Source organism: Tistrella mobilis, assembly GCF_039634785.1.
In the GTDB taxonomy this organism is placed as follows: Bacteria; Pseudomonadota; Alphaproteobacteria; order Tistrellales; family Tistrellaceae; genus Tistrella; species Tistrella mobilis.
Genome location: NZ_JBBIAB010000018.1, coordinates 77,779 through 98,333 on the forward strand (window position 1 = coordinate 77,779; position 20,555 = coordinate 98,333).

At 67.3% G+C, this 20,555-nt stretch carries 34 protein-coding genes; all 34 read right to left on the reverse strand.

Annotated features, from left to right (window positions below):
• Positions 1-156 precede the first annotated feature (156 nt).
• The gene (locus WI697_RS21205) at positions 157-915 is read right to left on the reverse strand and encodes an ATP12 family chaperone protein (protein ID WP_345959849.1); all 759 of its coding nucleotides are present in this window, start codon (positions 913-915) and stop codon (positions 157-159) included.
• Complete coding sequence (locus tag WI697_RS21210) at positions 912-1,628, reverse strand: HAD-IA family hydrolase (RefSeq protein ID WP_345959850.1); 717 nt, start codon at positions 1,626-1,628, stop codon at positions 912-914. Before WI697_RS21210 ends, WI697_RS21205 begins: the two co-directional genes overlap by 4 nt.
• Entirely contained in the window at positions 1,625-2,605 is a 981-nt protein-coding gene (locus WI697_RS21215) for an RluA family pseudouridine synthase (RefSeq protein WP_062767764.1), read from the reverse strand. The genes WI697_RS21210 and WI697_RS21215 overlap by 4 nt, the downstream gene beginning before the upstream one ends.
• Positions 2,602-2,997: a fluoride efflux transporter CrcB gene (gene crcB, locus WI697_RS21220; RefSeq protein ID WP_014746119.1), complete on the reverse strand. Its 396-nt coding sequence runs from the start codon at positions 2,995-2,997 to the stop codon at positions 2,602-2,604. The genes WI697_RS21215 and crcB overlap by 4 nt, the downstream gene beginning before the upstream one ends.
• Positions 2,994-4,331 carry a replication-associated recombination protein A gene (locus WI697_RS21225; RefSeq protein ID WP_345959851.1) on the reverse strand — a complete coding sequence of 446 codons (1,338 nt, stop codon included), beginning with the start codon at positions 4,329-4,331 and terminating at the stop codon, positions 2,994-2,996. The genes crcB and WI697_RS21225 overlap by 4 nt, the downstream gene beginning before the upstream one ends.
• A gap of 60 nt (positions 4,332-4,391) precedes the next feature.
• A complete protein-coding gene (locus tag WI697_RS21230) occupies positions 4,392-5,864 on the reverse strand; it encodes a DegQ family serine endoprotease (RefSeq protein ID WP_345959852.1) in 1,473 nt (490 codons plus the stop codon).
• Between the two features lie 179 nt (positions 5,865-6,043).
• Positions 6,044-6,463, reverse strand: coding sequence for a 50S ribosomal protein L17 (rplQ, locus tag WI697_RS21235; protein WP_062767756.1), 420 nt, complete (start codon positions 6,461-6,463; stop codon positions 6,044-6,046).
• 158 nt (positions 6,464-6,621) lie between these two features.
• Positions 6,622-7,638 (reverse strand): DNA-directed RNA polymerase subunit alpha, encoded by a 1,017-nt coding sequence (locus tag WI697_RS21240; RefSeq protein ID WP_014746123.1) that lies wholly within the window; start codon positions 7,636-7,638, stop codon positions 6,622-6,624.
• Between the two features lie 198 nt (positions 7,639-7,836).
• Positions 7,837-8,229, reverse strand: a complete 393-nt coding sequence (gene rpsK / locus WI697_RS21245; RefSeq protein ID WP_014746124.1) for a 30S ribosomal protein S11 — start codon at positions 8,227-8,229, stop codon at positions 7,837-7,839.
• Between the two features lie 9 nt (positions 8,230-8,238).
• Complete coding sequence (gene rpsM, locus WI697_RS21250; RefSeq protein ID WP_062762257.1) at positions 8,239-8,607, reverse strand: 30S ribosomal protein S13; 369 nt, start codon at positions 8,605-8,607, stop codon at positions 8,239-8,241.
• Between the two features lie 104 nt (positions 8,608-8,711).
• Positions 8,712-9,365: an adenylate kinase gene (locus tag WI697_RS21255; RefSeq protein WP_345959853.1), complete on the reverse strand. Its 654-nt coding sequence runs from the start codon at positions 9,363-9,365 to the stop codon at positions 8,712-8,714.
• Positions 9,362-10,705: a preprotein translocase subunit SecY gene (secY, locus tag WI697_RS21260; RefSeq protein WP_014746127.1), complete on the reverse strand. Its 1,344-nt coding sequence runs from the start codon at positions 10,703-10,705 to the stop codon at positions 9,362-9,364. The genes WI697_RS21255 and secY overlap by 4 nt, the downstream gene beginning before the upstream one ends.
• Before the next feature lie 231 nt (positions 10,706-10,936).
• Entirely contained in the window at positions 10,937-11,419 is a 483-nt protein-coding gene (gene rplO, locus WI697_RS21265; RefSeq protein ID WP_014746128.1) for a 50S ribosomal protein L15, read from the reverse strand.
• A gap of 56 nt (positions 11,420-11,475) precedes the next feature.
• Positions 11,476-11,670, reverse strand: coding sequence for a 50S ribosomal protein L30 (gene rpmD / locus WI697_RS21270; RefSeq protein ID WP_014746129.1), 195 nt, complete (start codon positions 11,668-11,670; stop codon positions 11,476-11,478).
• A gap of 5 nt (positions 11,671-11,675) precedes the next feature.
• The gene (rpsE, locus tag WI697_RS21275; RefSeq protein WP_014746130.1) at positions 11,676-12,239 is read right to left on the reverse strand and encodes a 30S ribosomal protein S5; all 564 of its coding nucleotides are present in this window, start codon (positions 12,237-12,239) and stop codon (positions 11,676-11,678) included.
• Between the two features lie 13 nt (positions 12,240-12,252).
• Complete coding sequence (gene rplR / locus WI697_RS21280; protein WP_062762260.1) at positions 12,253-12,612, reverse strand: 50S ribosomal protein L18; 360 nt, start codon at positions 12,610-12,612, stop codon at positions 12,253-12,255.
• A 14-nt stretch (positions 12,613-12,626) separates the two neighbouring features.
• Positions 12,627-13,160 (reverse strand): 50S ribosomal protein L6, encoded by a 534-nt coding sequence (gene rplF, locus WI697_RS21285; RefSeq protein WP_014746132.1) that lies wholly within the window; start codon positions 13,158-13,160, stop codon positions 12,627-12,629.
• Positions 13,161-13,171: 11 nt separating this feature from the next.
• Positions 13,172-13,570: a 30S ribosomal protein S8 gene (gene rpsH / locus WI697_RS21290; protein WP_014746133.1), complete on the reverse strand. Its 399-nt coding sequence runs from the start codon at positions 13,568-13,570 to the stop codon at positions 13,172-13,174.
• Positions 13,571-13,586: 16 nt separating this feature from the next.
• Positions 13,587-13,892 carry a 30S ribosomal protein S14 gene (rpsN, locus tag WI697_RS21295; protein WP_296714401.1) on the reverse strand — a complete coding sequence of 102 codons (306 nt, stop codon included), beginning with the start codon at positions 13,890-13,892 and terminating at the stop codon, positions 13,587-13,589.
• A 21-nt stretch (positions 13,893-13,913) separates the two neighbouring features.
• Entirely contained in the window at positions 13,914-14,453 is a 540-nt protein-coding gene (gene rplE, locus WI697_RS21300) for a 50S ribosomal protein L5 (RefSeq protein WP_014746135.1), read from the reverse strand.
• 17 nt (positions 14,454-14,470) lie between these two features.
• Entirely contained in the window at positions 14,471-14,791 is a 321-nt protein-coding gene (rplX, locus tag WI697_RS21305; RefSeq protein ID WP_228382325.1) for a 50S ribosomal protein L24, read from the reverse strand.
• A complete protein-coding gene (gene rplN / locus WI697_RS21310) occupies positions 14,788-15,156 on the reverse strand; it encodes a 50S ribosomal protein L14 (RefSeq protein WP_014746137.1) in 369 nt (122 codons plus the stop codon). Before rplN ends, rplX begins: the two co-directional genes overlap by 4 nt.
• A gap of 32 nt (positions 15,157-15,188) precedes the next feature.
• Positions 15,189-15,425, reverse strand: a complete 237-nt coding sequence (gene rpsQ, locus WI697_RS21315; protein WP_014746138.1) for a 30S ribosomal protein S17 — start codon at positions 15,423-15,425, stop codon at positions 15,189-15,191.
• 4 nt (positions 15,426-15,429) lie between these two features.
• Positions 15,430-15,633, reverse strand: a complete 204-nt coding sequence (gene rpmC, locus WI697_RS21320; protein WP_014746139.1) for a 50S ribosomal protein L29 — start codon at positions 15,631-15,633, stop codon at positions 15,430-15,432.
• A 4-nt stretch (positions 15,634-15,637) separates the two neighbouring features.
• Entirely contained in the window at positions 15,638-16,057 is a 420-nt protein-coding gene (gene rplP / locus WI697_RS21325; protein ID WP_014746140.1) for a 50S ribosomal protein L16, read from the reverse strand.
• Between the two features lie 38 nt (positions 16,058-16,095).
• On the reverse strand, positions 16,096-16,773 hold the full coding sequence (gene rpsC, locus WI697_RS21330) for a 30S ribosomal protein S3 (protein ID WP_062762265.1): 678 nt from the start codon (positions 16,771-16,773) through the stop codon (positions 16,096-16,098).
• The gene (rplV, locus tag WI697_RS21335; RefSeq protein ID WP_014746142.1) at positions 16,773-17,153 is read right to left on the reverse strand and encodes a 50S ribosomal protein L22; all 381 of its coding nucleotides are present in this window, start codon (positions 17,151-17,153) and stop codon (positions 16,773-16,775) included. The genes rpsC and rplV overlap by 1 nt, the downstream gene beginning before the upstream one ends.
• 2 nt (positions 17,154-17,155) lie before the next feature.
• Positions 17,156-17,434, reverse strand: coding sequence for a 30S ribosomal protein S19 (gene rpsS, locus WI697_RS21340; protein WP_014746143.1), 279 nt, complete (start codon positions 17,432-17,434; stop codon positions 17,156-17,158).
• A gap of 18 nt (positions 17,435-17,452) precedes the next feature.
• A complete protein-coding gene (rplB, locus tag WI697_RS21345) occupies positions 17,453-18,277 on the reverse strand; it encodes a 50S ribosomal protein L2 (protein WP_062762267.1) in 825 nt (274 codons plus the stop codon).
• 4 nt (positions 18,278-18,281) lie between these two features.
• Positions 18,282-18,575, reverse strand: coding sequence for a 50S ribosomal protein L23 (locus WI697_RS21350; protein WP_014746145.1), 294 nt, complete (start codon positions 18,573-18,575; stop codon positions 18,282-18,284).
• Complete coding sequence (gene rplD, locus WI697_RS21355) at positions 18,572-19,195, reverse strand: 50S ribosomal protein L4 (RefSeq protein ID WP_014746146.1); 624 nt, start codon at positions 19,193-19,195, stop codon at positions 18,572-18,574. The genes WI697_RS21350 and rplD overlap by 4 nt, the downstream gene beginning before the upstream one ends.
• 10 nt (positions 19,196-19,205) lie before the next feature.
• Positions 19,206-19,916: a 50S ribosomal protein L3 gene (gene rplC, locus WI697_RS21360; RefSeq protein ID WP_062762269.1), complete on the reverse strand. Its 711-nt coding sequence runs from the start codon at positions 19,914-19,916 to the stop codon at positions 19,206-19,208.
• 14 nt (positions 19,917-19,930) lie between these two features.
• Complete coding sequence (gene rpsJ / locus WI697_RS21365) at positions 19,931-20,239, reverse strand: 30S ribosomal protein S10 (RefSeq protein WP_041606294.1); 309 nt, start codon at positions 20,237-20,239, stop codon at positions 19,931-19,933.
• 191 nt (positions 20,240-20,430) lie between these two features.
• Positions 20,431-20,555: EF-Tu C-terminal domain-related protein (locus WI697_RS21370; protein WP_457853543.1), on the reverse strand; the 125-nt coding region annotated here is incomplete at its 5' end.

Sequence of the window (20,555 nt, forward strand, 5' to 3'; positions counted from 1 at the left end):
ACGAACCCGGCTGCGCCACATCCTTTGCCGTGAACAGGGCTTTTGCGGCAAGGCTTTGGCAAATTCTTGCCGCATATGCGAAAGGTGTGCGACATCGCACGCCTGGTTGCGCAACTTTGCGCAACGGCCATCTGCGGCTGCGGAATTAGACCGGCCCTACCCTGCGTTGAGCGCGTCGCGGATCCGTGCCAGATCATCCAGGTCACGGCGCAGCAGCGCCAGGCGCTCGGCCTGCTCGGCATCCTCGCCCCAGCGGGTGATCTGGAAATGTTCGTCGGCGAAGGCGGCATCATATGCCGTCGCGGCATCGATTCCCGCCTCGGCCAGCGCCAGGCCGATCACCACCGATCCGGCGGTGGTCACCGCGCCGTGCAGCACCGCCAGCCGCCAGGGGTCGGCGGCCTCGATCGCGCGCGTCAGCCTTTCCACCGTCGCGGGTGGCTGGTCCACGGCCAGCAGGCCGGTGGTGGTCACCAGATGGATGTCGTAGCGGGTGCGGGCCCAGTCCACCAGGGGATCCCAGTGCCGGGCCTGAAGGGCCGCCAGTTCCTTCGGATTGTCGGCGCGATAGCAGACCAGATCCGTGCCGATATAACCGGCAAGCTCGGCCGCGATCTGCGCCCGGTGCGGCACCACCCGGTCGATCACCACATTGGCGAGCTTCGTCGCCGGCATGGTCTCGGGCGCGATATGGGTCTCCTGCGCCGCCCATTCATCCGCGATCAGCCGGGCCAGCGCCCGGCCGGGCACGACCAGCGGCGCCTTGGCCGGGGTGCGCAGGCCGCGGCCGTCGAGCAGCACGGTCCAGCCCGCCCCCGCGGGCGTAGCCGGGTCGGGCGCCGCCCCGTCGCCGGCCACCGGTGCGACCTCGGCCGCCTTGTAGAAACGCTTGCGGCGCGTGACGGCGTCGTTCATGCCCCGATCCTCCGTTCCGGCGCAAGCGGCGCTCCGATCAGGGTCGCGATCGCGGCATCCAGCTCGGCCGCCGCCGTCACCACCAGATCGGCCCCCGCATCCAGCAGGTCCTGATGGGCATGGCAGCCCCAGGCCACCCCGATTGCCCTGGCACCCGCCGCCCGCGCCATTTCCATGTCGTAGCTGGTATCGCCGATCAGCACGCTGCGTGCCGGATCGGCCCCGGTTTCGTCCATCGCAGCCAGCATCATCGCCGGATGCGGCTTGCTCGGATGGGTGTCGGCGGTCTGTATGGTCACGAACAGCCGCTCGAAGCCGAAGCGGGCCACGGTCCGCTCCACGCCGCGGATCGATTTGCCGGTCGCCATGCCCAGCACATAGCCCGCCCCGTCCAGCCGCTTCAGCGCCGCATCAACGCCGTCGAACAGCCGCTCGTCGCCCATCAGCCCGGCCGCCAGCCGGCGGCGATAGGCATCGCGATAGCCCTGGGCCAGATCATGGCAGGCGACATCGTCCAGATGCGGCAGCAGCCGGCCGATCGCGATCGGCAGTGACAGGCCGATGATCCGCGCCACCTCGGCCGGTGTCGGGGCCGCGATGCCGGCGGCGAGGAAGCAATCCGCCATGGTGTCGGCGATGTGTCCGGCGCTGTCGACCAGCGTGCCGTCGCAATCGAACACCACCAGCCCGATACCCTCCGTCCCCGTCGTCATGCGTCCATCTCCGGATCGAAGCCCAGCCGGTCGAAACTCTGCGCCATATGGGGCGGGATCGCGGCAGAGACCGAAATCCGCCGCCCGTCCGGCCCGTCCAGGGTCAGGCGCCGTGCATGCAGATGCAGGCGCCGCGGCAGCCCCTCTCCGCGCAGGTCCACCGCCTGTCCGCCATATTTCAGATCGCCCACGATCGGCGTGCCGATCGCCGCCAGATGGGCGCGGATCTGGTGGGTGCGGCCGGTCAGCGGCTTCAGCGCCACCAGGGCGCAGGGGCCGCCCGCCGCCAGCACCTCGTATTCGGTGACCGCCGTCTGGCCGTCGCCCTCGTCCACCGCCACCATGCGTTCGCCGCCGCGTTCCACCTGGCGCTTGGCCAGCGGCAGGTCGATCACGCCCCGCGCCGGCCGCGGCACGCCCAGCGTCACCGCCCAATAGATCTTGGTGGTGGTGCGCTCGCGGAAGGCCCGGGTCGCCCAGGCGGCGGCGCGGGCCGTGCGCGCCAGTGCCAGCACGCCCGAGGTGTCGCGGTCCAGCCGGTGCACCAGCCGCGGCCGCTCGTCGTCCGGGTGGCGCTTCAGCGCATCCAGCATGCCGTCCAGATGCCGGTCGGTGCCGCTGCCGCCCTGTACCGCCAGCCCCGAAGGCTTGTCGATCAGGATCAGGTCGGCGGTTTCCAGCAGCACCCGGCCGCGCAGGAATTCCGCCTCCTCGGCCGTGGTCTGGCGGGCCCCCGCCCGGCCCTCGGCCTTCGCCTCCAGCATCGGCAGGGCCGGCGGCGGCAGGCGGACCACGGCGCCGGCCGTCAGCCGCTGATCGGCCTTGGCGCGTTTGCCGTCCACCCGCACCTGGCCGGTGCGGGCCCAGCGCTGGGCCTCGCCGAAACTCAACGCCGGCAGGTGTTTGCGCAGCCAGCGGTCCAGCCGCTGGCCGTCCTCGTCGGGCCCGACTTCCCTATGCAGCGGATCGGCGCTCATCCGGCGATCATCCTGACGGTGGCAAGCCCGGCCAGCAGGGCAAGCGCGCCCGCCACCACCGATCCCAGCACGTAAAGCGCCGCGGCCATGGTTTCGCCGCGCTGCCAGAGCGAGACCGCATCCAGCGAGAAGGTCGAAAAGGTCGTGAACGCCCCCAGAAATCCGGTCGCGATCAGGGTGCGGGCATGGGGGAACATCGGCAGGCCATGGGCGGCGGCGCCGGCGATCGCGCCCATCAGGAACGAGCCCAGGATGTTCACGATCACCGTGCCCCAGGGGAAGCCAAGGCCGAAGGCCGCCGCACTCCAGGTGTTGACGCCGTGGCGGGCCAGCGCGCCCGCGGCCCCGCCGATGGCGATCACCGCCAGCGTCGCCGGTGCGAATGCGGTCATGCCTCTCCCTCTTCGTCCCTGGATCTGCGGGCGGCCGCCCGCATCTCCGCCTGGCGCTCGGCTCTCAGCTTCGACCAATATTCCAGCCGCCTGGCGATGTCACGCTCGAACCCCCGCGGCCGGGGTTCATAGACCACCCGCGCGCCCATGCCCTCGGGCCAGTAGTCGCGGCCTGAAAACGCGTCCGGCGCGTCATGGTCGTAGTCATAGCCATGGCCATAGCCCAGTTGCTTCATCAGTTTCGTCGGCGCGTTCAGGATGTGCATCGGCGGCATCAGCGAGCCGGTTTCCTTGGCCAGCCGGCGCGCGGTCTTGTAGGCCATATAGACCCCGTTCGACTTGGGCGCGGTCGCAAGATAGACGACCGCCTGGGCGATGGCGAGTTCGCCCTCGGGGCTGCCCAGGGTCTCGTAGGCGCGCTGGGCCGCCAGCGCCTGTTCCACCGCTCGCGGATCGGCCATGCCGATATCCTCGACCGCGAAGCGGATCAGCCGGCGGACGACATAGAGCGGATCCTCGCCGCCATCCAGCATGCGCGCGAACCAATAGAGCGCCGCATCGACATCCGATCCGCGCAGCGATTTGTGCAGCGCGCTGATCAGGTTGTAATGGCCTTCCTGGGCCTTGTCGTAGAGTGGCAGCCGGCGCTGCAGCAGCTGGCCCAGCCGCACCGTATCCAGTCGCTCGCCCTCGGGCAGGGCATAGAGCGTGTCGGCCAGGTTCAGCAGAAAGCGGCCGTCGCCGTCGGCCATGCCGACCAGCACGGCACGGGCCTCGTCGTCCACCGGCAGCGGCCGACCTTCCGCCGCCTCGGCGCGGATCAGAAGCTCGCCCAGCGCCGCCTCGTCCAGCCGCCGCAGCACCAGAACCTGGGTGCGCGACAACAGCGCGCCGTTCAGCTCGAAAGACGGGTTTTCGGTCGTAGCACCGATCAGCGTGACCGTCCCATCCTCCACATAGGGCAGGAAACTGTCCTGCTGGGCGCGGTTGAAGCGGTGGATCTCGTCGACGAACAGCAGGGTCTGGCGGCCGGTATCGCGCAGCGCCGCCGCTTCGGCAAAGGCCTTGCGCAGATCGGCGACGGTCGAGAACACGGCCGAAAGTGCCGCGAAGCGCATGCCGGTCGCCTCGGCCAGCAGCCGCGCCAACGTCGTCTTGCCGGTGCCCGGCGGCCCCCACAGGATCAGCGAGGCCAGCCGCTTCGCCTGGACCATCCGCGTCACCGGCCCGTCGGGGCCGAACAGATGGTCCTGGCCCACGATCTCGCCGATCCGGCCGGGACGGAGCCGGTCGGCAAGCGGGCGCGGTGCGGCGGCATCGAACAGCGTGGCCATGGGGGTCGGGCGGGCTCCGGGTGGCTGACGTAAGGGCAGAGAGCGCGGGAGGGCCCGCGATCAGCCCATCAGATCCAAGGTGAGTTCGCGGCCCTCGCGGCGCAAGGTCAGCTGCCAGCGGCGCTGGCCCTGCATCTGCTTCAGGGTCTTTTCGACATCGGCGGTGCGCGACAGGCGCTTGCCGTTCACCGCCAGCACCATGTCGCCGGGCTTGAGGCCGATCGATGCCGCGGCGGAATTGCGGGTGATGTCGACCACGATCACCCCTTCCTCGAAGCCGTCGATCCCCAGTTCCTCGGCCAGGGCGGGCGAGAGGTTGGCGATCCGCGCGCCGGCGAGCGGGTTGCTGCCGGTGATCTCGCGCTCGTCGCGGGCCACCGTCTCGGGTGCGGCGATCAGCGGCAGCGACACGGTCTGCCGGCGGCCCTCGCGCCAGATGGTGACCGCGGTCTCGCCGCCGATGCCGGCAGCCGCCAACCGGAACCTCAGCGCCCGCGGATCGTCGACCGGCTTGCCGCCGATCTCCAGGATCACGTCACCGCGCTTCAGAACGCCTTTGGCCGGGCCGTCGGGATGCACATCGCTCACCAGCACGCCGGTCGGGCGCGTCATGCCCAGGCTTTCGGCGATCTCCTGCGTCACCGGCTGGCCGCGGGCACCCAGCCAGGCGCGGGCTACGGGCCGGCCCTCGATCGCCGCCTGCACCACGGTCTTCACCAGCGTGGCGGGGATCGCGAAGCCGATACCGTTGGAGCCGCCGGAGCGGCTGAAGATCGCGGTGTTCACGCCGATCAGCTCGCCGTTCACCGTCACCAGCGCGCCGCCCGAATTGCCGGGGTTGATCGCCGCATCGGTCTGGATGAAGGACTGGAAGTCGGAAACCCCGACCATGGTGCGGGCGAGCGCCGAGACGATGCCGCTGGTCACCGTCTGCCCCACCCCGAAGGGGTTGCCGATCGCCAGCACCAGATCGCCGACCTCGATCGAATCGCTGTCGCCGAAGCTCAGCGCCGGCAGGGTCTGGCCCTCGGTGTCGATCTTCAGCACCGCCAGATCGGTCTGCGGGTCCAGCCGCACCACCTCGGCCGCGAATTCGCGGCGGTCGTTCAGCACCACGGTGATCTGGTCGGCGCCGTCGATCACATGGTTGTTGGTGACGATATAGCCGCGGCCGTCGACGATGACGCCTGATCCGAGCGCGTTCTGCACCCGCTCCGACGGCTTGCCGATGCCCATCCGGTCGCCGAAGAAGCGGCGGAAGAACGGGTCGGCGAAGAACGGAGAGCGCTGCTGCACCACCACCGTGCGGCGGGTGTAGATGTTCACCACCGCCGGCGCCGCCTGACGCACCACGGGCGCGAAGGACAGCTGCATTTCGCTCCGGCTTTCCGGCACCCGCCGTTCGGTCCCGGCCGCCACCGCCGGCGGCATCTGCAATGCCGCCAGGGCCAGCACCAGCGCCAGCATGCTCGACCGCAGGCCGCCGCGGATCACCGCTGTCAGGTCTGCACCCCGTTCAGGCAGTCGGTTCATCACTCTCATTCCCGCCCGGTTGTCTCGTCCAGGTCCGACAGCATAGTCCCCGCCGCCCGGACCACAAGTGACCAGAGCCACGCACGCCCCCCGAACGCAGAACGGGCGGCGCGCCTTTCGGCACACCGCCCGTTCCCAAGGGCCCCGTCGCGATGCCGCTGCCGGCACCGCCGCCCGGATCAATCCTCGGCGTCGTCCTCGGCAACCTGCTTCGGGCCCGAATCCTGGCCCTTGGCGGCGAGGTTGCGGTCGACCAGCTCGATGATCGCCATCGGGGCCGCGTCGCCATAGCGGAAGCCGGCCTTCAGCACGCGGGTATAACCGCCGGCGCGGGCCTGGTAGCGCTCGGCCAGCTCGCCGAACAGCTTCTGCACGATCACGCCGTCGGGCAGGCGCGAGGCGGCCTGACGGCGGGCGTGGAGGTCGCCGCGCTTGCCGAGGGTGATCAGGCGCTCCACCACCGGGCGCAGTTCCTTCGCCTTCGGCAGCGTGGTCTTGATCTGCTCGTGCTTCAGCAGCGCGACCGCCATGTTGGCGAGCATCGCCTTGCGGTGGGCGGTGGTGCGGTTCAGCTTGCGCTGGTTCATGCCATGACGCATGAGGGGTACTCCTGCCTTGGCATCATCCGCATGCGGGGGCCATCCGCGGTGCGGGGCCCGGTCTCCGGGCCTTGATGCTGTTCTGGACGGGGCGGACGTGCGCAGGCACTACCCGCCCCCTGGGATGTCGTCCGGTGCCGCGAGGCGCCCGAAGAGGCTCAGTACGGCTCTTCGAGCTTCTTCGCCAGCTCTTCGATGTTCTCCGGTGGCCAGTTGCTGATCTGCATGCCGAGCTTCAGACCCATGGAGGACAGAACCTCCTTGATCTCGTTCAGCGACTTGCGACCAAAATTCGGCGTCCGGAGCATCTCGGCCTCGGTCTTCTGGACCAGGTCGCCGATGTAGACGATGTTGTCGTTCTTCAGGCAATTCGCCGAACGCACCGACAGCTCCAGTTCCTCGACCTTGCGGAGGAGGTTGGGGTTGAACGGCAGCTCGTCCTGCTCCTCGCGCTCCGTCGGCATTTCCGGCTCTTCGAAGTTGATGAAGAGCTGGAACTGGTCCTGCAGGATGCGCGCGGCCAGCGCGATCGAGTCTTCCGGCGTGATGGCGCCGTTGGTCTCGACATAGAGCGAGAGACGGTCATAGTCGGTGTACGAACCGACGCGGCTGTTCTCGACCTTGTACGAGACCTTCTTGATCGGGCTGAACAGGGCATCGACCGGGATCAGGCCGATCGGCGCGTCCTCGGGCCGGTTGGCCGAGGCCGGGACATAGCCCTTACCCGTGTTGACGACGAATTCCATGTTCAGCACCGCGCCCTCGTCGAGGGTGCAGAGCACCAGATCCGGATCCAGGATCCCGATATCGGGCCCGGTCTGGATCATCGACGCCTTCACCTCGCAGGGGCCGGTCGCCTTCAGCGTCATCCGCTTCGGGCCGTCGGCATGCATGGTCAGCGACATGGTCTTCACGTTCAGCACGATGTCGGTCACGTCCTCGCGCACGCCGGGGACGGACGAGAACTCGTGCAGAACGCCGTCGATCTTGATGGCGGTCACAGCGGCGCCCTGGAGCGACGACAGCAGCACCCGGCGGAGGGCATTGCCGAGCGTCATGCCGAAGCCGCGCTCAAGCGGCTCGGCAACCACGGTCGCCTGACGGGCCGGATTGGCGCCGGGCTCGATCTCGAGCTTGTTCGGCTTAATCAGGTCCTGCCAATTCTTATGGATCACGTGAACGACCTCTCGTTGCTCGCGCCGCAAGTGGTGGATGCCGGTCGTTGCGGGGATCCGGCGTTGCGGTGATACGGCGGGCTTATGGCACCCGCCGTGCCGGTGACGCGGAACCAGACAGGCTTACGCCGGCCGGTGCGCGCCCCGCTCATCGGGGCTGGCGCGTCCGACCGGCGGGGGCGCGTGCGGTCCTGGACGTCAGACGCGGCGCCGCTTGGGCGGGCGGCAGCCGTTGTGCGGGATGGGGGTCACGTCGCGGATCGACGTGATCGCGAAGCCGGCCGCCTGAAGGGCGCGCAGAGCCGACTCGCGGCCCGAACCCGGGCCCTTCACCTCGACGTCGAGGGTGCGCATGCCGTGCTCGGCGGCCTTGCGGCCGGCGTCTTCGGCAGCGACCTGCGCCGCATAGGGGGTCGACTTGCGCGAGCCCTTGAAGCCCATGGTCCCCGACGACGACCAGGAGATGGTGTTCCCCTGAACGTCGGTGATGGTGATCATGGTGTTGTTGAAGCTCGCGTTCACGTGCGCGACGCCGGAGGTGATGTTCTTCCGGTCGCGGCGGCGCAGACGCGCACCCGTATCCTTAGCCATGGTGCGTCCTTACTTCTTCTTGCCCGCAATCGGCTTCGCCGGGCCCTTACGGGTCCGCGCGTTGGTGTGGGTGCGCTGGCCGCGCACCGGCAGGCCACGACGATGGCGCAGGCCGCGATAGCAGCCGAGGTCCATCAGGCGCTTGATGTTCATCGCGACTTCGCGGCGGAGGTCACCCTCGACCGTATAGTCGCTGTCGATCACTTCACGGATGCGGATAACTTCGGCATCCGACAGCTCGTTCACACGCCGCTCGGCGGGGATACCGACCTTGCCGCAGATCTCCTGCGACTTCGCCCGGCCGATGCCGTGAATGTAGGTCAGCGCGATCTCGACCCGCTTCGCGGTCGGGATATTCACACCTGCAATACGCGCCACGCTTGATTCTCCTTCGTCGACCGACGGTCTGCGCCCGCACGCGCCCACTCGGCGCGGAGGGGCGCGATTATAGGATGACCGTCGCTCAAGTCAACACTCTGATGTCAGGATCCGGCGTCCAAAATGGCCTTCAGCGCCCGGGTCACATCATCGATGTCTGCCATGCCGTCCACCGTCCGCAACAGCCCCTTCGATTCGTAATAGGGCAGCAGCGGTGCGGTCTGGGCGTGATACGCCTCGAGCCGGCTCTTCACCGTCTCGGCATTGTCGTCCTTACGGCGGGTGAACTCGGTCGACCCGCACACGTCGCAGACGCCCTCGACCTTGGGCTTCTGGAAGGTGTCGTGATAGCCGGCGCCGCATCTGGCGCAGGCGAAACGGCCGGTGATGCGCTCGACCAGCGCACCATCGTCGACCTTCATCTCGATCACATGGTCGAGCTTCAGGCCCTGAGAGGCGAGCATCCCGTCCAGCGCCTCGGCCTGGGCCACGGTGCGCGGGAAACCGTCGAGGATGAAGCCGTTGCTGCAATCGTCCTGGCCGATGCGGCCGGCGATCATGTCGATGATCGCCTGGTCCGGCACCAGCTGGCCGGCATCCATGATCGCCTTCACGCGGTTGCCGAGCGCACTGCCCGACTTCACTTCGGCGCGGAGCATGTCGCCGGTGGACAGCTGCACGATGCCGTAGGCGTCGACCAGACGCTGCGACTGGGTGCCCTTGCCGGCACCGGGAGGTCCGAGGAGGATCAGGATCACGACCGCCGTCCTTTGAGTCGGGCCTTCTTGATCAGCCCTTCATACTGGTGTGCCAGCAGGTGGGACTGGATCTGGGCCACGGTGTCGATGGTGACGTTGACCACGATCAGCAGGCTGGTGCCGCCGAAATAGAACGGAACCGAGTACTCGCTGATCAGAATTTCGGGGAGCGCGCAGACCGCTGCGATATAGGCCGCGCCGATCACGGTCAGACGGGTGAGGACGTGATCGAGGTAATCTGCCGTGTTCTTGCCCGGCCGGATGCCCGGAATGAAGCCGCCATGCTTGCGCAGGTTGTCGGCCGTCTCTTCCGGGTTGAAGACGATGGCGGTGTAGAAGAAGCAGAAGAACAGGATCGCGCCGACATAAAGCGCCAGGTAGAGCGGCTGGCCATGGGCCAGGTTCGCCGTCAGCCAGGTCAGCCATGCGGGGCCGCCCGTGGCGTTGAAGCTTGCGATGGTGGTCGGCAGCAGCAGGATCGAGCTGGCGAAGATCGGCGGGATCACGCCGGCGGTGTTGAGCTTCAGCGGCAGATGCGAGCTCTCGCCACCATAGATCCGGTTGCCGACCTGGCGCTTGGGATACTGCACCACGATCCGGCGCTGGGCCCGCTCCATGAACACGATGAAGGTGATCACGGCGACCGACATGATCAGCAGTGCCAGGATGAAACCGGTCGACAGCGCGCCGGTGCGGCCCAGTTCCAGCATGCGGGCCAGCGCGCCGGGCAGCTCGGCCACGATGCCGGTGAAGATGATCAGAGAGATACCGTTGCCGACGCCGCGGGCGGTGATCTGCTCGCCCAGCCACATCAGGAACATCGTGCCGCCGACCAGGGTGATCACGGTCGCGGCGCGGAAATAGGCGCCGGGGTCGGCCACGGCGGACATGCCGCCGGCCTGCAGCCCCTCAAGGCCCACCGAGATGCCGTAGGCCTGCACGATCGCCAGCGCCACCGTGCCGTAGCGGGTGTACTGGTTCAGCAGCTTGCGCCCGCTCTCGCCCTCCTTCTTCAAGGCCGCGAAGCTCGGCAGAACCGCGGTCAGCAGCTGCACGATGATCGAGGCCGAGATGTAGGGCATCACGGTGAGCGCGAAGATGGTCATGCGACCGAGCGCGCCGCCGGCGAAGACGTTGAACATGCCGAGAATGCCGCCGGCGTTCTGATTGAACACGTCGGCGAGCACGGCGGGATTGATCCCCGGCACCGGGATATAGGTGCCCAGGCGATAGACCAGCAGCGCGCCCAGGGTGAACCAGAGCCGCTTCTTCAGTTCCGTGGCCTTGCCGAAGGCCGCGAAATTCAGGCTGCCCGCAAGTTGGTCGGCGGAGGACGCCATCGCGGATGCGCTCCCGGCTTGAAGATGGGGATCAGGAATGTCGCGGCCGGGATCGTCCCCCGTCCGCGGACACACAGGTCGTCGAGTGGTCCTTACGCGTCGCCCGGGCCGCCCGCCGCCCCAGCCCCGCGGTATCCGCGGTTCGGGAATGCGAGCGCGGGCAACCATCCCCCGGTCAGGACCGGCGGACGGTCACCCGTCAAGCCTGCTCGACGCAAGCCCCGGCCTGGATCAGGCCTGGGCCTCGTCGGCCACCGGCGCCGCCGGCAGCTCGACCTTGCCGCCGGCCTTCTCCACCGCTTCCACGGCCGCCGCAGAGGCGCCGCTGACGCGGATGGTGACGGCTGCGGTGATCTCGCCCTTGGCGAGCAGGCGCACGCCGTCGCGGATGCGACGCACGAGACCCGCCTCGATCAGGGCCGCTTCGGTGATCTCGGTGCCGAGCTTGCCGGCATCGATCGCCTTCTGGATGCGACCCAGATTGACATGGACGAAATCGTTACGGAAGGGCGCATTGGTGAAACCACGGCGCGGAAGGCGACGATGCAGCGGCATCTGACCGCCCTCGAAGCCCTTGATCGCCACGCCGCTGCGCGCCTTCGCACCCTTGTGGCCCTTGCCGGCAGTCTTGCCGGTGCCGGAGCCGGGGCCGCGACCGATGCGCTTGCGGTCCTTGGTCGCGCCGGGATTGTCCCTGAGCTCGTTGAGCTTCATGACACGGCTGTTCCTTGCGTTCGTGTGTCTGGGGAAGGAAGCCCGGGGTTACCCCCTCAGGCCACCTCCTCCACCACCACGAGATGGGCCACCTTGGCGATCATGCCGCGCACCGAGGGGGTATCCTCGAGCACCCGGCTGCGATGCCGCTTGTTGAGGCCCAGACCGATCAGCGTCTGGCGCTGGTAGTCGGGACGACCGATCGGGCTGCCGATCTGGGTCACCTTCACCTGCTTCTTCGCCTCGGACATGGATCTCACTCCTTGCCCGCGGCAGCAGCGGCGGCCTGGCCGTCGCGGCGCCCGATGATGTCGCTGACCTTGCGGCCGCGGCGGCGGGCAACCTCACGCGGCGACTGCACGGCCTTGAGGCCGTCGAAGGTCGCCTTGATGAGATTGTACGGGTTCGAGGTGCCGTGGCTCTTCGCCACGACGTCCGCGACACCCAGGCTCTCCAGCACCGCGCGCATCGGGCCGCCGGCGATGATGCCGGTGCCCGGAGGGGCCGCGCGCATCAGGATCCGGCCGGCACCGAAATGCCCGTCGATGTCGTGGTGGAGCGTGCGGCCCTCGCGAAGCGGAACGCGGATCATGCCGCGCTTCGCCTTCTCGGTGGCCTTGCGGATTGCCTCGGGGACCTCGCGGGCCTTGCCCTGGCCGAAACCGACCCGGCCACGACCGTCACCGACAACCACCAGCGCGGCAAAGCCGAACCGGCGACCGCCCTTCACCACCTTCGCGACGCGATTGATGGTGACGAGCTTGTCGATGAACTCGCCATCTTCCTCGCGAGGCTTGCGCTCGTTTTCCGTGCGTGCCATGCGTTCGGCCCCCTCAGAACGACAGCCCGCCCTCGCGGGCGGCGTCGGCCAGCGCCTTCACGCGGCCATGATAGATGTAGCCACCGCGGTCGAAGACCACCTCGGTCACGCCGCTTGCGGCAGCGCGCGAGGCAATCAGCTTGCCGACCGCCTTGGCGGCTTCGATGCCGGCACCGTTCTTCAGCTGGCCCTTGAGCTCGCCGTCGAGGGTGGAGGCCGAAGCCAGGGTCACGCCCTGCACATCGTCGATGATCTGGGCGTAGATATTCAGATTGGAGCGGTAGACGCTCAGCCGCGGACGGCCGTGCGACTTCTTGCGCAGCTGCGTACGCACACGCCGCTTGCGCCGCTCGAAGAGCGAATTCGCGTTCATGCCCCTGCGGCTCCTTACTTCTTCTTGCCTTCCTTGCGGACGATGATCTCGTCCTCGTACTTGACGCCCTTGCCCTTATAGGGCTCGGGCGACCGGAAGGACCGGATCTCGGCGGCAATCTGACCGACGCGCTGCTTGTCGATGCCAGAGATGGCGAGCGCGGTCGGCTTTTCAGCCTTGATCTCGATGTCCGCCGGAACGGCGTACTTGATGTCGTGGCTGTAGCCGAGCTGCAGGGTCAGCAGCTTGCCGTCAACAGCGGCGCGGTAACCGACGCCGTTGATGTCGAGCTTCACGGTGAAGCCTTCCGACACGCCCTTCACCATATTGGCGACGAGGGTGCGGGACAGGCCCCACATGGCGCGGCCGCGGCGTTCGTCGTTGGCCGGCGCGACGACGACCTTGCCGTCTTCGAGCGCGACGTTCACGTCCGACGGCAGGGTCCGCTCGAGCGCGCCGAGCTTGCCCTTCACGCGGACAGTGTTGCCGTCGACGGCCACTTCGACGCCCTGGGGCACCGCAACCGGGTTCTTACCGATACGCGACATGGGACGTCTCCTCAGAACACCTTGCAGAGAACCTCACCGCCGACATTGGCGGTGCGGGCCTCCGCGTCGGACATGACGCCACGGGGGGTCGAGAGGATCTGGATGCCGAGGCCGTTATAGTGCTTCGGCAGCGCCTTGATCGACGAATAGACGCGGCGACCGGGGCGGGAAACGCGGCCGATTTCGCGGATGGCGGGCTCGCCGTCCACATACTTCAGCGCGATCTCGAACACCGGCTTGCCTTCAGACGACTCGCTGCGCTCGTAGCCACGGATGTAGCCCTCGCGGGTCAGCACGTCGAGCACCCAGCCGCGCAGCTTCGAGGCAGGGCACAAAGTCGTCGACTTGCGCGCCAGCTGAGCGTTGCGGATACGGGTGATCATATCGCCGAGGGGATCGGTCATGGACATATCCGGTCCTCCTCTCTTACCAGCTCGACTTCGTCATGCCGGGGATCTGCCCCTGCGACGCCAGGTCGCGGAGCGCCACACGGCACAGCTTCAGCTTGCGGTACACCGCACGGGGGCGGCCGGTCAGCTCGCACCGGTTCCGGATGCGGGTCTTCGAGCCGTTGCGCGGGAGGGCGGCGAGCTTCAGGGTCGCCGCGAAACGCTCCTCGGGCGACAGCTCACGATCGTCAACCACCGCCTTCAGGGCAGCGCGCTTGTTCGCAAAACGCGCAACCAGCTGCTCGCGGTGCTTGTTCTTCTGGACGGCACTGGTCTTGGCCATAATCGCCTCGCTTGCCGTTGCTCAGTTCACGAAGGGCATCTTGAAGGCGGCAAGAAGCGCCTTCGCCTCGGCATCCGTCTTGGCCGTCGTCGCGAAGACGATGTCCATGCCCCGGACGGTATCGACCTTGTCGTACTCGATCTCGGGGAAGACGATCTGCTCTTTGAGGCCCATGGCATAATTGCCACGCCCGTCGAACGACTTGCCGTTCAGCCCGCGGAAGTCGCGGACGCGCGGCAGAGCGATGGTGACGAGACGATCCAGGAACTCGTACATCCGGTCGCGGCGCAGCGTCACCTTGACGCCGATCGCCATGCCCTCGCGCAGCTTGAAGCCGGCGATCGACTTCGAGGCGCGGGTCACGACGGGCTTCTGGCCGGTGATCTTGGCCAGATCGGTCACGACGCCGTTGATCTTCTTCTGATCGCCAACCGCCTCGCCGACGCCCACATTCAGGACGATCTTATCGAGACGGGGGATCTCCATGACGTTCGCATAGCTGAACTGCTCGCGCAGCTGCGGGCGAACCTCGTTAACGTAGTACTCGTACAAGCGTGCCATTTTGGGCTGCTCCGCCGTCAACGATCGATCTGCTCGCCGGACCGCTTGGCGACGCGCACCTTACGGCCATCTTCGAGCGTGGTAAAACCGACGCGGGTCGGCTTGCCGTCCTTGGGGTCGGCGATCGCGACGTTCGACAGGTGCAGCGACGCTTCCTTCTCCACGATACCGCCGGGATTACCCGGCTTGGGAGCGGTGTGCCGCTTGACGAGGTTAACGCCCTGAACGACGACGCGGTTCTCCTTGGGGAGAACCTGCGCAACCGTCCCGGCCTTGCCCTTGTCACGCCCGGTCAAAACGACGACGTTGTCGCCTTTCTTGATCTTGGCTGCCATCAGAGGACCTCGGGGGCCAGAGAGATGATCTTCATGAACTTCTTGCCGCGGAGCTCGCGGGTGACCGGCCCGAAGATACGGGTACCGATCGGCTCGCCATGCTTGTTGATGAGCACGGCGGCATTGCGGTCGAAGCGGATGGCGGTGCCGTCCGGACGACGCAGCTCCTTGGCGGTACGAACGACCACCGCACGGTGGACGTCGCCCTTCTTCACCTTACCACGCGGAATCGCCTCCTTCACGGAGACGACGATCACGTCGCCGACACGCGCGACGCGGCGACGCGAACCGCCGAGAACGCGGATGCACATCACACGCCGGGCGCCGCTGTTGTCCGCCACTTCCAGATTGGTTTCGGTCTGGATCACGGGACCGTTCCTTAATCAGCAGGGGCCGGGCTTCATTCGCCGTCAGCGACGACCGTCCAGCGCTTGCGCTTGGAGATCGGAGCCGATTCAATGATGCGGACGATGTCGCCGGCCTTGAACCGGTTGTCCTCATCATGCGCGGCATACTTCTTGCTGCGGCGAATGAACTTCTTGTAGATCGGGTGCTGGAAGCGACGTTCGACCTTGACGATGATCGTCTTGTCGCCCTTGTCGCTCACCACGACGCCCTGAAGGATACGCTTGGGCATCTGATCACTCCTTCGCCGCGGCGCCGGCCGACTGGCCGATCACGGTCTTGATCCGGGCGATGTCGCGCCGCACCTCGCGCACGCGCGCGGTGTTTTCGAGCTGGCCGCCAGCCTGCTGGAAGCGCAGGTTGAACTGCTCCTTCTTCAGCTGGAGCAGCATGGTGTTCAGCTCGGTCGCCGACTTCGCGCGCAGTTCTTCAGCCTTCATGGCCTCAGCCCTCCACACCGATGCGCTGGATCACGCGGGTGCGGATCGGCAGCTTGGCGGCGCCACGCTCGAAGGCCTCGCGGGCCAGGTCGGCGGGGACACCATCCAGTTCGAACATCACGCGACCGGGCTTCACGCGGGCCATCCAGAATTCTGGAGAGCCCTTACCCTTACCCATGCGCACCTCGGCCGGCTTCTTCGAAACCGGCACGTCGGGGAAGATACGCACCCACACGCGGCCGACACGGCGGATGTGGCGGGTGATCGCGCGACGGGTCGCCTCGATCTGCCGCGCCGTCAACCGGCCGGGTTCCATCGCCTTCAGGCCGTAGGCGCCGAAATTCAGCGCCGTACCACCCTTGGCATCACCGTGGATGCGGCCCTTATGCGCCTTGCGATATTTCGTCCGCTTCGGACTCAGCATAAGTTCCAGCCTTTCTCACTAAGCTGATCGCCGCCGGATCAGCGCGAAGCCCGCGTCTCACGACGCTCGGCTTCCGCTGCCAGCGGATCGCGGCTCAGCACTTCGCCCTTGAACACCCAGACCTTGACACCGCAGGTGCCGTAGGTGGTGAAGGCGGTCGCCTGGCCATAGTCGATGTCGGCGCGCAGCGTATGCAGCGGCACGCGACCTTCACGGTACCATTCCGTACGGGCGATTTCGGCGCCGCCCAGACGGCCGCTGCAGGTGATGCGGATGCCTTCGGCACCCAGACGCATCGCCGACTGCACGGCACGCTTCATCGCCCGACGGAACGCCACGCGGCGCTCCAGCTGCTGGGCGATGTTCTCGGCCACCAGGGTGGCGTCGAGTTCGGGCTTGCGGACCTCGGCGATGTTCAGATGAACCTCGCCGCGGACCAGCTTGCCGACATCAGCCTTCAGCTTGTCGATGTCGGCGCCCTTCTTGCCGATGATCACGCCGGGACGCGCGCTGTTCAGCGTGATGCGCACCTTCTGCGCAGCCCGCTCGATCACGATGCCCGACACGCCGGCGTTCTTCAGGCGGCCCTTCAGGTACTTGCGCAGGCGCAGGTCTTCCTGAAGCAGGTCGCCATAATTGTCATCCGCGTACCAGCGGCTGTCCCAGGTACGGATGATCCCGAGCCGGAGCCCGATGGGATTGACCTTATGACCCATTAGTCCTGCTCCTCACGCTCGCGGACCACCACGGTCAGCTGGCTGAAAGGCTTCTCCACGCGACCAACACGGCCACGGGCGCGGGCGCTGAACCGCTTCATGACCAGCGCCTTGCCGACAAAGGCCTCGGCCACGAACAGACGGTCCACGTCCAGCTCGTGGTTGTTTTCCGCATTGGCGATCGCCGACTGCAGGGTCTTCTTCACGTCGTTCGAGATCCGGCGGCGCGAGAAGGTCAGCGCAGCCAGCGCCGACTCGACGCTCCGACCACGGATCAGCTCGGCGACGGTGTTGAGCTTGCGCGGGCTCACGCGCAGCATCGTCGAAACCGCGCGCGCCTCGTTTTCGGCAACCCGCCGCTCGGCACTAGGCTTGCCCATGGTTATTTCCTCTTGGCCTTCTTGTCCGCGGCGTGGCCGTAGAACGTGCGGGTGGGCGCGAACTCGCCGAACTTATGCCCGACCATGTCCTCGGAGACAAGCACGGGCAGGAACTTGTGCCCGTTATAGACCCCAAAGGTCAAGCCCACAAACTGGGGCAGGATGGTCGAACGACGCGACCAGGTGCGAATCACCTCCTTGCGGCCGGAGGTGTGCAGCGCGTCGGCCTTCTTCAGCAGGTACCCGTCGACAAACGGGCCTTTCCAAACCGAACGGGGCACGGTGTCCTCCTTCAGACCTTAGGGCTTGCGGCGACGGACGATGAACTTGTCCGTAGCCTTGTTATTGCGGGTGCGCTTGCCCTTGGTCGGCTTGCCCCACGGAGTGACCGGATGACGACCGCCCGAGGTGCGGCCTTCGCCACCACCATGCGGATGATCGACCGGGTTCATCGCAACGCCACGGACAACCGGGCGGCGGCCCATCCACCGGGAACGGCCGGCCTTACCCAGGCTGACGTTCTGGTGGTCGGGGTTCGACACCGCACCGATGGTGGCCATGCATTCGGCGCGCACCATGCGCTGCTCGCCGGACGCCATGCGCAGCATGACGTAGTTGCCGTCCTTGCCGACCACCTGAACATAGGTGCCGGCCGACCGCGCGATCTGACCACCCTTGCCGGGCTTCAGCTCGACATTGTGGACGATCGTGCCGACCGGGATCGACGACAGCGGCATGGCATTGCCGGGCCGCACGTCGACCTTGGCACCGGCGACGACCTTGTCGCCGGCCTTCAGGCGCTGCGGGGCCAGGATATAGGCCTGCTCGCCGTCGGTGTACTCGATCAGCGCGATGAACGCGGTGCGGTTCGGATCGTACTCAAGGCGCACGACCGAGGCTTCCACGTCCCACTTGCGGCGCTTGAAGTCGACCAGACGGTAGCGACGCTTGTGACCGCCACCCACCTGAAACGCCGTGATGCGGCCCAGATTGTTGCGGCCACCCGACTTGGTCAGGCCTTCGGTCAGGGACTTGACCGGCTTGCCCTTCCAAAGCTCCGAGCGATCGACCAGAACCAGCTGACGCCGGCCGGGCGAAGTCGGCTTGTATGCCTTCAAAGCCATCGGATCAGATCCCCGCCGTCAGATCGATCTGCTGGCCTTCGGCCAGGGTCACGATCGCCTTCTTGAAGTCCGAGCGACGCCCGGGGCGGCCACGGAAGCGCTTGGTCTTGCCGGCCTGCACCAGGGTGTTGACCGCCTTGACCTTCACGCCGAAGAGCTTCTCGACGGCCTGCTTGATCTCGGGCTTGGTCGCATCCAGGGTCACCTTGAAGGTGACCTGGTCATTCTCCGAACCCATCGTCGACTTTTCGGTGACGACCGGGCTCAGGATGATGTCGTACATCCGCTCCGGGTTCATTTCAGCCGCGCCTCCAGGCTCTCGACCGCGGCGCGCGACAGCACCAGGGTGTCGCGGCGCAGGATGTCGTAAACATTGGCGCCCTGGCTCGGCAGAACGTCGATGCCGATCAGGTTGCGGGCGGCGAGGCGGAAGCCCTGGTCGACCTCGGTGCCGCCGATGAACAGCGTCGAGCTGCCCAGACCGGCCTTCTCGAGACGGGCCACCAGCGCCTTGGTCTTGGCGTCGTCGGCCTTCAGCTCGTCGACCACCACCAGCTTGCCACCCTGGGCCTTGACCGACAGCGCGGTCTTCAGGGCCAGACGACGCACCTTCTTCGGCAGGTCGTGGGCATGGCTGCGGACCACGGGACCGTGGACCGTGGCGCCGCCGCGGAAGATGTTCGCCCGCTTGGCGCCGTGCCGCGCGCGGCCCGTGCCCTTCTGGCGGTAGATCTTCGCGGTCGAGCCGGCGATCTCGGAGATCGTCTTCACCTTGTGCGTCCCGGCGCGCCGCTTGGCGAGCTGGTAGCGCACCATCCGGTGCAGGATGTCGACGCGGGCCGGGAGACCGAACACCTCGTCAGCCAGCGCGATCGTGCCGGCATCCTCGTTATCGAGGGTAATGACCTTCACATCCATCGCTCGGCCCTCAGCCTTCCGTGGTCTCGGCGGCCGCCCCGGCGGCCTGCGCCTTGAGGCCGGCCGGGAACGGCACGCTCTCGGGCAGCGCCTTCTTCACGGCGTCGCGCACAAGAACGTACGAACCGGCGGCACCCGGGATGGCGCCCTCGACGAGCAGCAGGCCACGGTCGGCGTCGACCACGGTCACGCGCAGGTTCTGCACGGTCACGCGGCGGGCACCCATGTGGCCGGCCATCTTCTTGCCCTTGAAGGTACGGCCCGGATCCTGACGGTTACCGGTCGAACCATGCGAGCGGTGCGAGACCGACACGCCGTGGGTGGCACGAAGACCGCCGAAGTTGTGACGCTTCATGGCGCCGGCGAAGCCCTTACCGATCGAGGTGCCGACGACGTCGACGAACTGGCCGACGACGAAGTGGTTGGCACCGATCTCGGCTCCGATCTCCGGCAGCGCGTCGGCGGTCACGCGGAACTCCGCGAGCTTCGCCTTCGGCTCCACCTTCGCCTTGGCGAAGTGGCCACGCTGGGCCTTCGAGACGTTCTTAACCTTGGCCGCGCCGTAACCGACCTGAACCGCGGTGTAACCGTCGGTCTCGTCGGTGCGGTGGGCGACGACCTGCACATTGTCGACCTTCAGCACGGTCACGGGAATGTGAATGCCGGCCGAGTCGAAAACGCGGGTCATCCCGAGCTTGCGGGTGATGACTCCAGTACGCATCTGGCGTTACCCCCTCAGAGCTTGATCTCGACGTCGACGCCGGCCGCGAGGTCGAGCTTCATCAGCGCGTCGACGGTCTGCGGGGTGGGCTCGACGATGTCGAGGAGGCGCTTGTGCGTCCGGATCTCGAACTGTTCGCGCGACTTCTTGTCGATGTGCGGCGAACGGAGCACCGTGAAGCGCTCGATCTCGGTCGGCAGCGGGATCGGGCCCCGCACGCTGGCGCCGGTCCGCTTGGCGGTGTTCACGATCTCGCGCGTCGACTGATCGAGCACGCGATGATCGAACGCCTTCAGGCGGATGCGAATGTTCTGGCCTTCCATCATGGGCTTCTACCTTGGCCTCGGCGGTGCGACCTGCCGGATGAATCCGGGGTGCCGCAGCGCCGCGCGTCCTTGCATGAGACCGGCCCGCCGGGCGGACCGGCCGGGCGCTCGTGGCGTCAGGATATCAGGCGGCGGGTGCGCCAGGCGGGATCAACCCGCCCGGCGCACCCGCTGCCGTCGTCCGTCGATCAACCCATCACCTTGGCGACGACGCCGGCGCCGACGGTACGGCCGCCTTCGCGGATCGCGAAGCGCAGGCCTTCGTCCATGGCGATCGGCGAGATCAGCTCGACGGTGACCGACACGTTGTCAC

Bases quoted from the DNA above. Each gene is read 5' to 3' on its own strand.
- rplO (WP_014746128.1), bottom strand. From the start codon at position 11,419: ATGAAGCTCAACGAGCTCAGGGACAATCCCGGCGCGACCAAGGACCGC.
- rplV (WP_014746142.1), bottom strand. From the start codon at position 17,153: ATGGGCAAGCCTAGTGCCGAGCGGCGGGTTGCCGAAAACGAGGCGCGC.
- WI697_RS21215 (WP_062767764.1), bottom strand. From the start codon at position 2,605: ATGAGCGCCGATCCGCTGCATAGGGAAGTCGGGCCCGACGAGGACGGC.
- rplF (WP_014746132.1), bottom strand. From the start codon at position 13,160: ATGTCGCGTATCGGTAAGAACCCGGTTGCGGTGCCCCAGGGCGTCGAA.
- rpsC (WP_062762265.1), bottom strand. From the start codon at position 16,773: ATGGGTCATAAGGTCAATCCCATCGGGCTCCGGCTCGGGATCATCCGT.
- WI697_RS21230 (WP_345959852.1), bottom strand. From the start codon at position 5,864: ATGAACCGACTGCCTGAACGGGGTGCAGACCTGACAGCGGTGATCCGC.
- WI697_RS21210 (WP_345959850.1), bottom strand. From the start codon at position 1,628: ATGACGACGGGGACGGAGGGTATCGGGCTGGTGGTGTTCGATTGCGAC.
- rplD (WP_014746146.1), bottom strand. From the start codon at position 19,195: ATGGATGTGAAGGTCATTACCCTCGATAACGAGGATGCCGGCACGATC.
- rplC (WP_062762269.1), bottom strand. From the start codon at position 19,916: ATGCGTACTGGAGTCATCACCCGCAAGCTCGGGATGACCCGCGTTTTC.
- rpsH (WP_014746133.1), bottom strand. From the start codon at position 13,570: ATGTCCATGACCGATCCCCTCGGCGATATGATCACCCGTATCCGCAAC.
- rpmD (WP_014746129.1), bottom strand. From the start codon at position 11,670: ATGTCCGAGGCGAAGAAGCAGGTGAAGGTGACCCAGATCGGCAGCCCG.
- WI697_RS21350 (WP_014746145.1), bottom strand. From the start codon at position 18,575: ATGAACCCGGAGCGGATGTACGACATCATCCTGAGCCCGGTCGTCACC.
- rpsK (WP_014746124.1), bottom strand. From the start codon at position 8,229: ATGGCTAAGGATACGGGTGCGCGTCTGCGCCGCCGCGACCGGAAGAAC.
- WI697_RS21225 (WP_345959851.1), bottom strand. From the start codon at position 4,331: ATGGCCACGCTGTTCGATGCCGCCGCACCGCGCCCGCTTGCCGACCGG.
- crcB (WP_014746119.1), bottom strand. From the start codon at position 2,997: ATGACCGCATTCGCACCGGCGACGCTGGCGGTGATCGCCATCGGCGGG.
- rplR (WP_062762260.1), bottom strand. From the start codon at position 12,612: ATGAACGCGAATTCGCTCTTCGAGCGGCGCAAGCGGCGTGTGCGTACG.
- rpsJ (WP_041606294.1), bottom strand. From the start codon at position 20,239: ATGGAAGGCCAGAACATTCGCATCCGCCTGAAGGCGTTCGATCATCGC.
- rplQ (WP_062767756.1), bottom strand. From the start codon at position 6,463: ATGCGTCATGGCATGAACCAGCGCAAGCTGAACCGCACCACCGCCCAC.
- rpsQ (WP_014746138.1), bottom strand. From the start codon at position 15,425: ATGCCCAAGCGTATCCTTCAGGGCGTCGTGGTGAGCGACAAGGGCGAC.
- WI697_RS21205 (WP_345959849.1), bottom strand. From the start codon at position 915: ATGAACGACGCCGTCACGCGCCGCAAGCGTTTCTACAAGGCGGCCGAG.
- rpmC (WP_014746139.1), bottom strand. From the start codon at position 15,633: ATGAAGGCTGAAGAACTGCGCGCGAAGTCGGCGACCGAGCTGAACACC.
- rplE (WP_014746135.1), bottom strand. From the start codon at position 14,453: ATGGCACGCTTGTACGAGTACTACGTTAACGAGGTTCGCCCGCAGCTG.
- rplP (WP_014746140.1), bottom strand. From the start codon at position 16,057: ATGCTGAGTCCGAAGCGGACGAAATATCGCAAGGCGCATAAGGGCCGC.
- rplB (WP_062762267.1), bottom strand. From the start codon at position 18,277: ATGGCTTTGAAGGCATACAAGCCGACTTCGCCCGGCCGGCGTCAGCTG.
- rpsN (WP_296714401.1), bottom strand. From the start codon at position 13,892: ATGGCCAAGACCAGTGCCGTCCAGAAGAACAAGCACCGCGAGCAGCTG.
- rpsE (WP_014746130.1), bottom strand. From the start codon at position 12,239: ATGGCACGCACGGAAAACGAGCGCAAGCCTCGCGAGGAAGATGGCGAG.
- secY (WP_014746127.1), bottom strand. From the start codon at position 10,705: ATGGCGTCCTCCGCCGACCAACTTGCGGGCAGCCTGAATTTCGCGGCC.